At 64.9% G+C, this 13,525-nt stretch carries 15 protein-coding genes; 13 read left to right on the top strand and 2 right to left on the bottom strand.

Features of this window, described 5'->3' with window-relative positions:
• The first annotated feature begins 84 nt into the window (after positions 1–84).
• Genes HH213_RS09600 through HH213_RS09565 form a run of 8 tightly spaced genes read left to right on the top strand, consistent with a single transcriptional unit; the run spans position 85 to position 6,333 of the window.
• Positions 85–588, top strand: a complete 504-nt coding sequence (locus HH213_RS09600; protein WP_169112103.1) for a (2Fe-2S)-binding protein — start codon at positions 85–87, stop codon at positions 586–588.
• Entirely contained in the window at positions 585–2,783 is a 2,199-nt protein-coding gene (locus tag HH213_RS09595; RefSeq protein ID WP_169112102.1) for a xanthine dehydrogenase family protein molybdopterin-binding subunit, read from the top strand. The genes HH213_RS09600 and HH213_RS09595 overlap by 4 nt, the downstream gene beginning before the upstream one ends.
• 1 nt (position 2,784) lies before the next feature.
• On the top strand, positions 2,785–3,234 hold the full coding sequence (gene soxX / locus HH213_RS09590) for a sulfur oxidation c-type cytochrome SoxX (RefSeq protein WP_169112101.1): 450 nt from the start codon (positions 2,785–2,787) through the stop codon (positions 3,232–3,234).
• Entirely contained in the window at positions 3,231–3,680 is a 450-nt protein-coding gene (locus HH213_RS09585; protein WP_169112100.1) for a SoxY-related AACIE arm protein, read from the top strand. The genes soxX and HH213_RS09585 overlap by 4 nt, the downstream gene beginning before the upstream one ends.
• Positions 3,680–4,006 carry a thiosulfate oxidation carrier complex protein SoxZ gene (soxZ, locus tag HH213_RS09580; protein ID WP_169112099.1) on the top strand — a complete coding sequence of 109 codons (327 nt, stop codon included), beginning with the start codon at positions 3,680–3,682 and terminating at the stop codon, positions 4,004–4,006. Before HH213_RS09585 ends, soxZ begins: the two co-directional genes overlap by 1 nt.
• Before the next feature lies 1 nt (position 4,007).
• The gene (soxA, locus tag HH213_RS09575; RefSeq protein WP_229263373.1) at positions 4,008–4,733 is read left to right on the top strand and encodes a sulfur oxidation c-type cytochrome SoxA; all 726 of its coding nucleotides are present in this window, start codon (positions 4,008–4,010) and stop codon (positions 4,731–4,733) included.
• A complete protein-coding gene (locus HH213_RS09570; RefSeq protein WP_229263372.1) occupies positions 4,730–5,068 on the top strand; it encodes a c-type cytochrome in 339 nt (112 codons plus the stop codon). The genes soxA and HH213_RS09570 overlap by 4 nt, the downstream gene beginning before the upstream one ends.
• Positions 5,065–6,333 (top strand): NAD(P)/FAD-dependent oxidoreductase, encoded by a 1,269-nt coding sequence (locus HH213_RS09565; RefSeq protein WP_169112098.1) that lies wholly within the window; start codon positions 5,065–5,067, stop codon positions 6,331–6,333. Before HH213_RS09570 ends, HH213_RS09565 begins: the two co-directional genes overlap by 4 nt.
• A 1-nt stretch (position 6,334) precedes the next feature.
• Here HH213_RS09565 and HH213_RS09560 read toward each other — a convergent pair whose 3' ends face one another.
• Positions 6,335–7,840, bottom strand: a complete 1,506-nt coding sequence (locus HH213_RS09560; protein WP_169112097.1) for a TolC family protein — start codon at positions 7,838–7,840, stop codon at positions 6,335–6,337.
• A gap of 97 nt (positions 7,841–7,937) precedes the next feature.
• Here HH213_RS09560 and HH213_RS09555 point away from each other — a divergent pair, with 97 nt between their 5' ends.
• Genes HH213_RS09555 through HH213_RS09545 form a run of 3 tightly spaced genes read left to right on the top strand, consistent with a single transcriptional unit; the run spans position 7,938 to position 11,097 of the window.
• Positions 7,938–8,456, top strand: coding sequence for a winged helix-turn-helix transcriptional regulator (locus HH213_RS09555; RefSeq protein ID WP_169112096.1), 519 nt, complete (start codon positions 7,938–7,940; stop codon positions 8,454–8,456).
• A complete protein-coding gene (locus HH213_RS09550; RefSeq protein ID WP_169112095.1) occupies positions 8,453–9,508 on the top strand; it encodes an HlyD family secretion protein in 1,056 nt (351 codons plus the stop codon). The genes HH213_RS09555 and HH213_RS09550 overlap by 4 nt, the downstream gene beginning before the upstream one ends.
• A complete protein-coding gene (locus tag HH213_RS09545; RefSeq protein WP_169112094.1) occupies positions 9,505–11,097 on the top strand; it encodes a DHA2 family efflux MFS transporter permease subunit in 1,593 nt (530 codons plus the stop codon). The genes HH213_RS09550 and HH213_RS09545 overlap by 4 nt, the downstream gene beginning before the upstream one ends.
• A gap of 3 nt (positions 11,098–11,100) precedes the next feature.
• Here the strand turns inward: HH213_RS09545 and HH213_RS09540 are convergent, their stop codons facing one another.
• Positions 11,101–11,745, bottom strand: coding sequence for a substrate-binding periplasmic protein (locus tag HH213_RS09540; RefSeq protein ID WP_229263371.1), 645 nt, complete (start codon positions 11,743–11,745; stop codon positions 11,101–11,103).
• A gap of 178 nt (positions 11,746–11,923) precedes the next feature.
• On the opposite strand from HH213_RS09540, the gene HH213_RS09535 reads away from it, so the two are divergent.
• Positions 11,924–12,469 carry a type 1 glutamine amidotransferase domain-containing protein gene (locus tag HH213_RS09535; protein WP_110845743.1) on the top strand — a complete coding sequence of 182 codons (546 nt, stop codon included), beginning with the start codon at positions 11,924–11,926 and terminating at the stop codon, positions 12,467–12,469.
• Between the two features lie 95 nt (positions 12,470–12,564).
• Positions 12,565–13,473, top strand: coding sequence for a hypothetical protein (locus HH213_RS09530; RefSeq protein WP_110845742.1), 909 nt, complete (start codon positions 12,565–12,567; stop codon positions 13,471–13,473).
• Positions 13,474–13,525: the final 52 nt, after the last annotated feature.

Below are 13,525 nucleotides of genomic sequence, written 5' to 3'. Positions count from 1 at the left end.
GATCCAAGTCAAAATTTTCCTACTGTGAAACAGTGGTAGTATGACCAGCGACCGATTTTGGCAACCTACAAACAGGAGACTTGGATGGCAAAGCTCAACGTCAACGGCGCAGTCATGCAATACGAAGCGGAGGACGATACGCCGCTGCTGTGGGTGATCCGCGAACAGCTGGGACTGACCGGCACCAAGTACGGCTGCGGTGTCGCCCAGTGTGGCGCCTGCACCGTGCATATCGATGGCCAGGCAGTGCGCAGCTGCGTCTATCCGGCATCGGCGGTCACCGCCGCGCAGAAGATCACTACCATCGAAGGCCTGTCGCCAGACGGCTCGCATCCGATTCAGAAAGCATGGGCGGCGCTGGATGTGCCGCAATGCGGTTTCTGCCAGTCCGGCATGATCATGGCCGCCGCCGCGCTGGTGCGCGACAAGCCCAAATGTACCGACGCCGATATCGATGCGGCGATGACCAATATCTGCCGATGTGGCACCTACAACCGCGTGCGCAAGGCGATCCACGTGGCGGTGCGCGGCGGCGATCCGGCCAGCGCCGGCCTGTCGATTGAACGCATCGCAGGGAGCAAGGCATGAACGCGCCGCGTTTTCCTGGCGCCTCGCGCCGTGGCTTCATGAAGATGGCCGGCGGCCTGGTGGTCGCCTTCCACATTCCGTTCGATGCGATGGCGGCGGAGCAGCCACCGATCGCCAAGGGCGCCGCCGACGCTACGCCAGAAGTCAACGCCTGGGTGGTGATCAAGCCGGATGACAGCATCGTGATCCGCATCGCCCGTTCCGAGATGGGGCAGGGCACGTTGACCGGCCTTGCGCAGTTGGTGGCGGAAGAACTGGACGCCGACTGGAGCAAGGTCACCACCGAGTATCCGTCGCCTGGACAAAACCTGGCGCGCAAGCGCGTGTGGGGCAGCTTCTCAACCGGCGGCAGTCGCGGCGTGCGCGAGTCGCACGACTATGTGCGCAAGGGCGGCGCCATCGCCCGCACCATGCTGGTACAAGCCGCAGCCGATGCGTGGAAGGTCCCGGCGTCCGACTGCGTGGCCGCCGCCAGTGTGATCACGCATAAGCCGACCGGCCGCACCGTCAGCTACGGCAAGGTGGCCGATGCCGCCGCCAAACTGACGCCGCCGGCGGAAGTGGCGCTGAAAGATCCGAAGGACTGGAAGCTGGCCGGCAAGCGCCTGGCGCGTCTCGATACGGTCGACAAGACCACCGGTGCGCAAATCTACGGCATGGACATCAAGCTGCCAGGTATGCTGAACGCGGCCATCAAGGACTGCCCGGTATTCGGCGGCACGGTGAAGAGCTTTGACGCTGCCGCTGCCGAGAAGCGTCCGGGTGTGAAGAAGATCTTCAAGCTGGGCGACACCGCCGTGGTGGTGGTGGCCGATACGTGGTGGCGGGCCAAGTCCGCGCTGGATGCAGTCACCATCGAGTGGGACAAGGGACCGAACGCCAAGCTGTCCAGCAAGGACATCGCCGCCACGCTGAAGGCCGCGCTGGATGCGCCGGAGGCGGTGGTCGGCAATGCGAATGGCGACGCCAAGGCGGCCATCGCTTCCTCCAAGCGCAAGATCGAGGCGGTGTATTCCTTCCCATGGCTGAACCACGCGACGATGGAGACCATGAACGCCACCGCGATCTGGACGCCGGAGCGCTGCGAAGTCTGGACGCCGACGCAAAACGGCGAGGCGGCGCTGGCCGCCACCGCCGAAGCGGCCGGCCTGCCCGCCGCCAAGTGCGACATCTACAAGATGCATCTGGGCGGCGGTTTTGGCCGTCGCGGCGCCACGCATGACTGGGTGACGCAGACGGTGAAGATCGCCAAGGAGTTCCCCGGCACGCCGATCAAGTTGATCTGGACGCGCGAGGAGGACATGCTGCACGGCCGTTATCACCCGATCACGCAGTGCAAGCTGACGGCGGGGCTGGATGACAAGGGCAATGTGACGGCGCTGCATATGCGCATTGCCGGGCAGTCGATCCTGGCGTCGCTGGGCTCCACGCTGAAGGATGGTAAAGACCCGGTGGTGTTCCAGGGCTTGAACGCGCCGGGACCGGAAGCGTCGATCGGTTACAGCTTCCCGCATCTGCTGGTGGACCATGCGATGCGCAATCCGCCGGTGCCGGCGGGCTTCTGGCGCGGCGTGAACCTGAACCAGAATACGATTTACCTCGAATGCTTCATGGACGAACTGGCCCACGCGACCAAGCAGGACCCGCTGGCCTTCCGCCGCAAGCTGATGGCGGAGCATCCGAAGCATCTGGCGGTGCTGAACGCGGTGGCCGAGAAGATCGGCTGGAACAAGCCGGCGCCGAAGGGCGTGTATCGCGGGCTGGCGCAGACCATGGGCTTCGGCAGCTACGTCGCCGCCTGCGCCGAGGTGTCGGTGGACCGCAAGACCGGCAAGGTGAAGATTCTGCGCATCGTCGCGGCGACCGATCCGGGATACGCGGTCAATCCGCAGCAGATCGAGGCGCAGGTAGAGGGCTCGTTTGTTTATGGGTTGTCCGCCGCCTTGTACGGCGAATGCACGCTGAAGGATGGGCAGATGGAGCAGTCTAACTTCGATACCTATCAGGTGATGAAGCTGGACGAGATGCCGAAGGTGGAGTCGATCATCATGCCGTCCGGCGGCTTCTGGGGCGGCGTGGGCGAGCCGACGATTGCGGTGGCCGCGCCGGCGGTGCTGAACGCCATCTTCGCCGCCACCGGCAAGCGCGTGCGCGATCTGCCTTTAAAGAACCACAGCCTCGTGAAGAAGGCTTAGCATGACAGCGCGCGGCAGCAGGAGCGGCAAGGTGGCGAGCGCGCTGGCCCTGCTTGCGCTGCTGCCTTGCGCCGCCTTTGCAGACGACGGCATCGCATCCCCGCTGCCCGGCGCCGTCGCGGGCGACGCTGCACGCGGCCGCGCCATCGTCGCCAACCGTCAGTTGGGGCTATGCCTGCTGTGTCACACCGGCCCCATTCCTGAGGAACGCTTCCAAGGTAACCTCGCTCCCGACCTGCAAGGTGCCGGCCAACGCTGGACTGCAGCGCAACTGCGCCTGCGCATCGTGGACGCCAGCCAGGTCAATCCCGCCACCATCATGCCTGCCTACTACAAGACCGGAGGTCTGACCCGCGTGGCCGCAAGCTACAAAGACAAAACCATCCTGACCGCGCAGCAGATCGAAGACGTGGTGGCCTGGCTGCAAACACTCAAGGAACCCGCATCATGAAGCGCCGCGACCTGCTGGCCGCCGGCGCCGGCCTCACCATGCTGGCGCTGGTCCGCCCTGCATCCGCCACGCCGGTGGAGATGGCCGCCGCCATTAACAGCTTCACCGGCGGCGCCAAACCGCAAACGGGCAAGGTGAAGTTCGACATCGCCCAACTGATCGACAACGGCAACGCCGTCCCAGTCACCATCTCGGTGGACAGCCCAATGAGCGCTGCAGACCATGTCAGCGCCATCGGTATCTTCACCGAGCGCAATCCGCAAACGGAAGTAGCGATATTCACGCTAGGCCCACGCGCCGGCAAGGCCGAAGTCTCCACCCGCATCCGCCTCGCCACCTCGCAGCGCCTTATGGCCGTGGTGCGCATGAGCGATAGCAGCTATTGGTCGCAGGGCGTGGAAGTCATCGTCGCACTGGCGGCGTGTGTGGAAGGCGAGGAGCCCTGATGGCCCGCGCCCTGATCCACATGTCGGCCAGCGCAAAGCGTGGTGAGATTATCGAAATCCGCGCGCTGATCGGCCATTCGATGGAAACCGGTTACCGCGTCGGCGCGGACGGCAGGCTGCTGGCGCGGGACATTATCCGTAAATTCGCGTGCCGCTACAACGGTGAACAGGTGTTCGGAGCGGAGCTGCATCAGGCCATATCTGCCAATCCCTACATTGCCTTCTTCACCGTGGCGACGGACAGCGGCACGCTGGAATTCACATGGGAAGGCGATAACGGTTTTGCCCACACGGAGAAAATGAACCTGACTGTGAGCGCATCATGAATTGGCTGCTGGCCTGGCGCTGGTGGCGGCATCGGCGCTGGCTGCGGACGACCGCCGCTCCGGCGCGGAATTCATGAGCGCCGCCACCCAGGCCATGCAGCGCGACGATGCGCAGAATCCCGCCCTGCTGTGGGTCGCCAACGGCGAAGCGGAGTGGAACAAGTCGTGCGTCAAGTGCCACGGCGACGCGCGCAGCAGCATGCGCGGCGTGGCAGCGCGCTTTCCGGCGTTTGATGCGGAGAGTGGCAAGGTGGTCAACCTGAGCCAGCGCATTAACCTGTGCCGCGAACGTAAGCTGCATGCCGCGCCGCTGCGGCTGGAAAGCGAGGAGCTGCTGGCGCTGGAGGCCTATCTGGCGATGCAGTCGCGCGGCATGCCGGTGACGCCGCCGCAGGATGCCAATACCCGAGCCGCCGCCGCGCGCGGACAGCAGCTGTACAACCAGCGTATCGGGCAGTTGAATTTGTCGTGCGCGCAGTGTCACGACCAGCAGTGGGGCAAGCGCCTCGCGGCCAGCACGATTCCGCAGGCGCATGCGGCGGTGTATCCGATCTATCGACTGGAGTGGCAGGCCATGGGATCGCTACAGCGCCGGCTGCGCAACTGCATGAGCGGCGTGCGCGCCGAAGTGCCGCCGTTTGGCGCGCAGGAGTTGACGGAACTGGAAGCCTGGCTCGCGGTGCGCGACCAGGGCATGAAGATGGAATCGCCGGGAGTAAGACCATGACATTGAAGCTGATACGTATCGCCTTGTTGGCCGCCGCCAGCTTAATGGTTGCAACGACTGCTGCAACGGCGGCGGCTGCACCAGCCATCTCCGCCAGCGCGCGCCTCGCCGCCACCTGCGCTGCCTGCCATGGCACCAACGGCGACACCCACGGCAGCACGCTGCCGCGCCTCGCCGGCCAGCCGCAGCAAGCGCTGTCGACCAGCCTGCATGCCTTCAAGACCGGCCAGCGCACCTCCACCATCATGACGCAGATCGCCAAGGGCTACACTGACGAACAACTCGATCTGCTGGCCGCCTACTTCGCCGCGCAAAAGCCGGGAGGCGTCAAATGAAGCGTCGCCAATTTCTGCACGCCGCCGGCGCCAGCGCCTTCCTCGCTGGCTGCACCACCATCACCGGCCAGGCCAAGCCGCAAGTAGTGGTCATCGGCGGCGGCTACGGCGGCGCCACGGCAGCTCGCTACATTCGCCTGTGGAGCGACAATAGCATCGACGTCACGCTGATCGAGCCGAACGCGCGGTTCATCTCCTGTCCGCTGTCCAACCTCGTGCTGGGCGGCTCAAAGCAGATCGGCGACCTGACCATGTCCATCAATGCGCTGGCCGACAAGCACGGCGTGCGTATCCTCCGCGACTTCGTCACCAGTATCAATGCCGACAAACGCACGCTGGCGCTAGCCGGCGGACAGACACTGAACTACGACCGCCTGATCGTCTCGCCCGGCGTCGACTTCATGTGGGACCAGTTGCCCGGTATGCTGAAACCAGACGCGCAGGACGCCATCCTGCACGCGTGGAAAGCCGGCGCGCAAACCGTCGCCCTGCGCGCGCAGCTGGAAGCGATGCCGGACGGCGGCGTCTACGCCATGACCATCCCGCCTGCGCCATACCGCTGCCCGCCCGGTCCCTACGAACGCGCCTCGCAAATCGCCTTTTACTTCAGCCGCCACAAGCCGAAATCCAAAGTCCTGATCCTCGATGCGAACGACGACGTGGTCTCCAAAGGTCCGCTGTTCAAAAAAGTATGGAAGGACCGCTACAACGGCATCATCGAGTATCGTCCATCGTTCCGCACCGCCGACATTGACGCCGCCAGCCGCACCGCCATCTCCGAACTGGGCGACCAGGTGCAGGCCGACGTGCTGAACGTGATCCCGCCGCAACGCGCCGGCAGCATCGCCGTGCAGAGCGGCCTGGCCAACGTCAACGCGCGCTGGTGCGGCGTCGACTTCCTCAGCTTCGAGTCGACGCAAAGCAAAAACATCCACGTGCTAGGCGACGCCATCGCCGTGGCGCCATTGATGCCCAAGTCCGCGCACATGGCCAACCAGCACGCCAAGGTCTGTGCGGCGGCTGTGGTGGACCTGCTCAGCGCCCGCGCGCCAGATCAACATCCGATGCTGACCAATACCTGCTACAGCTTTGTTTCCGACGTGGAGGTGATTCATGTGGCCTCGGTCCACGCCTACAACGCGGAGAGGAAAACGCTGCTGGTGGTGTCCGGCTCGGGCGGCGTGTCATCCGCTCCGAGCGCGCTGGAAGGCGACTATGCAATGAACTGGGCCAGGAATATCTGGGCCGATACATTAGGCGCCTGAGCTACCAACCACCGCCTGCCGCGCGGAAGGTGGCGACGGCGGCGCGCGCATTGTCGGCGTTAACCCGCGCCATCTGGTCGCGTGAGGTCAGCAGCTGGCGCTGTTCTTCCAGCACCTCGTACAGGCTGACGGCGCCGCCTTTATAAGCCAATTCCGAGGCATCGCGCGCCCGTGCATGGGCGTCCACTTCCTGCGCCAGTTCCGCGTGCTGGTCTTCCAGTTGCGTCAGTGTGACGACGGCATTTTCCACATCTTCGGCGGCGTGTAGCACGGCTTTACGGTAGGCGGCCAGTGCTTCGGCGTTGGCGCCTTTGGCACGAGCGACGTCGGCGTCGATGCGACCGAAGTCAAATAGCCGCCAGCGCAGGCCGGCGGCGGCTTGCGGTTGCAGCGAGGCGGCGGTCAGCAGGCCGCTGGTGCCAAGACTGCTGAGGCCCAGCAGGGCGGACAGCGTCACCTTGGGATAGTATTCCGCCATCGCCGCGCCGATCTGCGCGTTGGATGCCGCCAGACGGCGCTCCGCCGCAATCACGTCCGGCCGCCGGCGCAGCAGATCCGCCGGCCCCTGTGATAGCGCGATGGCCGGCACGCGCATTTCCGGCACGAGTCCGGCTACCATCCCGGCGCCGCCCGATGCCGACCGCCTGGCAGGTGCGCCAATCGCCGCTGGCGCAGCGGGCATTGCCAACTCCGCCGCGTAGGTGCCCGGCGCGGCGCCCATCAGCACATCCAGTCGGTTCAGTTGTACTTCCAGCTCGATGCGCAGTGGCGGCACGGTGGCGCGGGCTTGTGCCACCAGCGCCTCGGCTTGCGCCGCCTCACGGCTGGACGCCAGGCCATCCGCCAATCGCAGTCGCACCAGTTCCAGCAAATGCCCATTGGTGGCGATCTGCTCCTGCGCCAGCGCGATGCGCCGCTGCGCGCCACGCACGCGGAAGTAGGCGTCCGCCGCTTCCGCCGTTACCGACACCCGCACGCCGAGACGATCCGCCTCAGCCGCCTGGGCCTCCGCACTGGCGGCCTGCGCGCCATGCTGCAAGCCGCCCGCCACATCCAGCTCCCAGCTGGCGCCAAGTCCCGCGTCGTACAGGGACTGTTCACGGTTGTAACCAGGGAAGCTGCTGGCGATCTTGCCAATCGGGCTATTCAACGACTGTCGCTGATGCGCCGCGTTGGCCGTGAGCGAACCTTCCGGCAGCAGCCGCGCGTCGGCCATGCGCGCCGCCGCCCGCGCCTGATCGACCCGCGCCATCGCGGCCGCCAGGTCCAGATTCTGCGCCAGCACCCGCGGCACGATGCGCTGCAAGGCCGGATCGTCGAAGCCATTCCACCACACATCCAGCGCTGGCGCCGGCAGCACCGCCTTGCGCGCCTCGAGCGCACCGGCCGCATGATAGGCCGCCGCCAGCGGCGCCTCCGGCTGCCGGTAAGCCGGTGCGGTCGCGCATCCCGTCAGCGCGCTCAAGGCCAGCAGGCCGGCGCTGGCCAGCAGAATTGTCTTGTCCATTTTGCACTCCTCAAAAAGTCTGTTGCAAGTTGATACTAACAAGTATATGCTTGTTTTCATGATGATCGCAATCAATAAATTTTAAAGGACCAAAATCATGCTGAAGACGAATCTGAGCGCCATGCCATGTCCAATCGCGCGCAGCCTGGACCGGGTGGGCGAGTGGTGGAGCATCATGATCCTGCGCGAATGCTTCTACGGCGAGACGCGCTTTGACGGCTTTAAGAAAAGCCTGGGCATTGCGCCCAATATGCTGACCCGCCGTCTCAACGACCTGGTGGAATCCGGCTTGCTGGAGCGCCGCCGCTATTCCGACAAGCCGCCGCGCGACGAATATCTGCTGACCGAATCCGGCCGCGATTTCCGTCCAGTGATGCTGGCCATGCTTGCCTGGGGCAACAAGCACTTCGCACCGGAAGGCAAGACCGTCATCCTGCGCGATAGCGTGACCGGCGCGGAAGCCGATCCAGTACTGGTGGACGCCAACACCGGCATTCCTATCAGCCTTGCGCGCCACTTCGCAGCCGCCGGTCCGGCCGCCACCGAATCCACCCATCTGCGCATGCAGCGCGCCGCCGCACGCCGCGCCGCCGCCACTTCCGGAGAGCCAGCATGAGCACCGCACCAAACCGCAAACGCCTGATTACGCGCGTCGTGATTGCCGTCGTCGCCATCGGTGCGGCCTTTTTCGGTTATGGCTGGTGGCACAACGGCCGCTTCGTGGAGGAGACCGACGACGCCTACATCGGCGGCAACGTGACGGTGGTCGCGCCCAAGGTGGCCGGCTATATCACGCGGCTGGAAGTCAGCGACAACCAGCAGGTGCACGCTGGCGACGTCATCGCGCGTCTGGATGACCGCGACTATCGCGCGGCACTGGCCAAGGCGGAAGGCGTGGTGGCGGCGGCGCAGGCTTCGCTGGCCAATCTGGACGCCACCCGCCAGCTGCAGGATGCGGTGATCGGCCAGGCCCGCGCCGGCGTCTCCGCCAGCAGTGCCGAAACATCGCGCGCGCGCGATGACCAGACGCGCTACCAGAACCTGTCCGCCAAGGCCGCCGTGTCGCTGCAAAGTTCGCAGAAGGCCGATGCGGAATACAAGCAGGCGCTGGCCGGCGACCAGAAAGCACAGGCGCAGTTGGTCGCCGCGCAGCGTGAGCTGGACGTGATTGGCACCCGCAAGCAGCAGGCGCAGGCCGCGCTGGAACAGGCCATCGCGGAGCGCGACCTGGCCAGGCTGAATCTGGAATACACGGTGCTGCGCGCGCCGATCGATGGCGTAGTCGGCAATCGCCGCGCGCGTGAAGGGGCGTACGCCACGGTGGGCAGCCAGCTGCTGGCCATCGTACCGTCGCAGGGCTTGTGGGTGGATGCCAACTTCAAGGAGGGCCAACTGGCGCGCTTCAAGCCTGGCCTGCGCGCGACGGTGGTGGCGGATGTGATGCCGGGTCACGTATTCCACGGCACGGTGGCCAGCCTGGCGCCTGCCACCGGCGCGCAGTTCAGCGTGCTGCCACCGGAAAACGCCACCGGCAACTTCACCAAGATCGTCCAGCGCGTGCCGGTGCGGATTGTGCTCGATGAGGTGGATGGCCGACTGGGCGTGCTGCGTCCCGGCCTGTCGGTCAACGCGGAGATCGATGTGCGCGTCGCCGGTGGCCAGCCATGAGTGTCACCATGCCTGCCGCCGCTGCGCCCTGGGCGCCGCCGCAACTGACCATGAACCAGAAGGTGCTGGCTTTCGCCACCATGTGCGTCGGCATGTTCATCGCGCTGCTGGACATCCAGATCGTCTCCGCCTCGCTGCGCGACATCGGCGGCGGGCTGTCGGCCGGCGCCGATGACACGGTGTGGGTACAAACCAGCTACCTGATCGCAGAAATCATCGTCATCCCGATGTCCGGCTGGCTGTCACGGGTGTTCTCCACGCGCTGGCTGTTTGCCGGATCGGCGGCCGGCTTCACCGTCGCCAGCATGTTGTGCGGCATGGCGTGGGACATCAACAGCATGATCGCCTTCCGCGCGCTGCAAGGCTTTATCGGCGGTTCTATGATCCCGATGGTGTTCACCACCGCGTTCTACTTCTTCGCCGGCAAACAGCGTGTCATCGCCGCCGCCACCGTCGGCGCACTGGCCTCGCTGGCGCCTACGCTCGGTCCCACCGTGGGCGGCTGGATCACCGACCATTTCAGCTGGCACTGGCTGTTCTTCATCAATCTGGGGCCGGGGATATTTGTGGCCGTGGTAGTGCCGATGCTGGTCAAGATCGACCGGCCCAACCTGAACCTGATCAAGGACGCCGACTACTTCGGCATCGTGCTGATGTCGCTGTTCCTCGGCTGCCTGGAATACACGCTGGAAGAAGGCCCGCGCCTGGACTGGTTCGGTGACCATGTGATCCTCACCACCGCGTGGATTTCCGGCCTGGCCGGCGTTGGCTTCATCTGGCGCACGCTGACCTATGCGCATCCCATCGTCGACCTGCGCGCACTCAAGGACCGCAACTTCGCGCTGGGCTGCTTCTTTTCCTTCATCACCGGCATCGGCATCTTTGCCACGATTTATCTGACGCCGCTGTTCCTAGGCCGCGTGCGGGGTTTCAGCGCGCTGGAAATCGGCCTGGCCGTGTTCTCCACCGGCGTATTCCAGATCATGTCGATCCCGCTGTATTCGTGGCTGGCCAACCGCGTAGATCTGCGCTGGCTGATGATGGTGGGGCTGGCCATGTTCGCCGTCTCGATGTGGAACTTCGCGCCGATCACCCATGACTGGGGCGCGGACCAGCTGATGCTGCCGCAAGCCTTACGCGGCATGGGCCAGCAGTTCGCCGTCGCGCCGACCGTCACGCTGACGCTGGGCGGGCTGGCGCCGGACCGTTTGAAGCTTGCCTCGGGCCTGTTTAACCTGATGCGCAACCTGGGCGGCGCAATCGGCATCGCCGCCTGCGCCACCATCATCAACGACCGCACCAACCTGCATTTCCAGCGGCTGGCCGAGCATCTGAATGCCAGCAACGACGCGATGGGGCAGATGTTGTCCGGCGCCGGCAGCAATCTGCTGGCGTGGGGGCTGGACAACGGCAATGCGCAAGCCGGCGCCTTGCGGCAGCTATGGACGCTGACGCTGCGCGAGGCGCAAACGCAAACCTTCGGCGACGTCTTCCTATGCGTGATGGTGTGCTTTGTGCTGGCGTTTGCGATGGTGCCGCTGATGCGCAAGATCGCGCCGCCGAAAGCACCGTCAGCCGATGCGCACTAAGGCTTAGCGGTAGCGCGCCAGGATCTGTTCGACGCTGCCATCCTTGATGAGCGTGTCGATCACGCGTGAAATCTCGTTGAACGGCACCTGCGACTTTTGCGAGAACGCGCACTGCGCCTTGTAGGCCGAAAACACCAGATCGCCGCGCACCTTCATGCCGGGGTGGATGCGGCTCTGGTAGTTCAGCGTGGCCTCGCTGATCATCGTGTACGGCACTTTACCGGCGATCATTTGCTGGATGTTGGCTTCCATATTCGCCACATCAACGCGGCGGAAACGCTGGCCCAGCACCTGCTCCACGCGCTGGTAGCGGTAGTCGACCACCGTGCCGACCGGCTTGTCCCGCAAATCCTTGAGGGAGCGCAGGTGCGGCATGTCGACGCGGGCCGCGATCATTTCCGCATCCGGGAACAGCGCCACGCTCCAGTGGTAGTCGCCATCGATCCAGAACGGCGTTACATAGCACATGCCGTCCGCGCGGCCGCTGCTGAGCGCCGGCCTGACTTCGGGGCTGTCGGCGCTGAGGTAGACGGCGCGGCGGCCGAGACGCTGCGCCAGCACGTCGCCGAAATCCTTGACGATGCCGCCGGCCACCGCGCCGTTCTGGAAACGCGCGATCGGCATGGCCTGATCGGTAGGCGCCAGCATCACTAGCTCACCCGGACCCGCATGCGCGCCGGTGCACAGGGCCCACAAGGCGGGAGGGAGGAGGCGGGATGGTAAGCGCATGAACCCATTATAGCGGCTGTATGTTGGACCCCGCACATGCAAGCGCGCGCGCCTGTGTCACGCTGTGACTCCCCGATGACAAGCATGGAGCATACTCATGACCAAGGCATTGCAAGACAAACGCATCGCAGTCCTGATGACCGACGGCGTGGAGCAGGTGGAATACACCGGTCCGCGCGAATTCCTGGAGCAGCAGGGCGCCAAGGTAACGCTGATTTCGCCCAAGGCCAAGGGTGAGCAGGTACAGGGCTTTAACCACGCCGATCCGGCCGACAAATTTACCGTCGAGCTGACCGTGAGCGAGGCCCGTCCAGGCGACTTCGACGCGCTGGTGCTGCCGGGCGGCGTGTCCAATCCGGACGCGCTGCGCCTGGAGAAGGACGCCATCGACTTTATCCGCAACTTCGGCCGTGAAGACAAGCTGATCGCCGCCATCTGCCACGGGCCATGGACGCTGATCGACGCCGAGTTGGTGAAGGGCAAGCAGATCACCAGCTGGCCGTCGCTGCAACGCGACCTGCAAAACGCCGGCGCCGACTGGCGTGACGAACAGGTGGTGGTTGACGGCAAATTGATCACCAGCCGCAAGCCGGACGACATTCCAGCCTTCAACCAGGCCATCCAGCAGGCGCTGACCGCCTAACAATTTCTGCGCGGCAAACGGGCGCTCATTGGCGTCCGCTCGTCGTAGACTTAGCTTGAACATCGAGCTCATGCGCCTAAACTCAGGAGACCATCATGAACCACACTCTGGCAGCTGTATTTGAAACCCGCGCCGAGGCCAATCTGGCCAAGGACGAACTGGTCCACAATGGCTACGACGCCAACGGCATCCAGATCCACGATTCCGGCAGCGTGGCCGGCACCGCCCGCATTGACGACAACGAGTCCATCCTCGGTCAGGTCAAGCAGATGTTCAGCGGCCTGGTAGGACGCGAGCACGCCGACCGCCACGTGTATGCCGAAGCGCTGAACCGCGGCCACACCGTGCTGTCGCTCGACACCCACTCGCTGGAATCGGCCGAACGCGCCGCCGACATCATCGAGGACTTCAACCCGATCGACATCGACGAACACGAAACCATGTGGCGCGCCAGCGGCTGGGGCGCGGACGTGCTGCGCAGCGGCACCGGCCCGCTGCAAACCAGCGTCGGCATGCAGCAGGCGGCGCCGGAGCAACATGGCATCCGTCCACGCGAGGACGCGGTGGTGTTTGCCCGTTCCGAACAGGTGACGCTGGCGCCGGGTGCGATGCAGCGCGGCGACGTGGGCAGTGGCACTGTGCCGGCGGCGTCGGAAGCGGCGGTGGCCGACATCCAGAACACCGTGCAGCGCAGCGGCATGCGCATCTACCCGCGCAATGAGCCCAACCAGGACACGCTGAACATCCTGACCGGCAACGAGCAGGATGAAGACGATTACTTCCGCTCGCACTGGGAGAAAACCTACACCGGCGGCACGTTCCAGGAATTCGACCCGGCCTACCGCTATGGCGAATCGATGAAAGGCAACCCGGGCTACCGCGACAAGGAATGGAACGACGTCGAACCGGAGCTGCGCGCCACGTGGGAGAGCAAGCAGCCGCAGTCCAGCTGGGATAAGTTCAAGGACGCGGTGAAGCACGGCTGGGAGCGCATCACCGGTTAAACCCGGAGATGTGACAGGATCGGCGATAATGGCTGCTGTATAACCTTTGGGC

The sequence above is a fragment of the Duganella dendranthematis genome (assembly GCF_012849375.1).
Taxonomy (GTDB): domain Bacteria; phylum Pseudomonadota; class Gammaproteobacteria; order Burkholderiales; family Burkholderiaceae_D; genus Rugamonas; species Rugamonas dendranthematis.
This window is presented reverse-complemented; position numbering and strand designations above follow the sequence as displayed.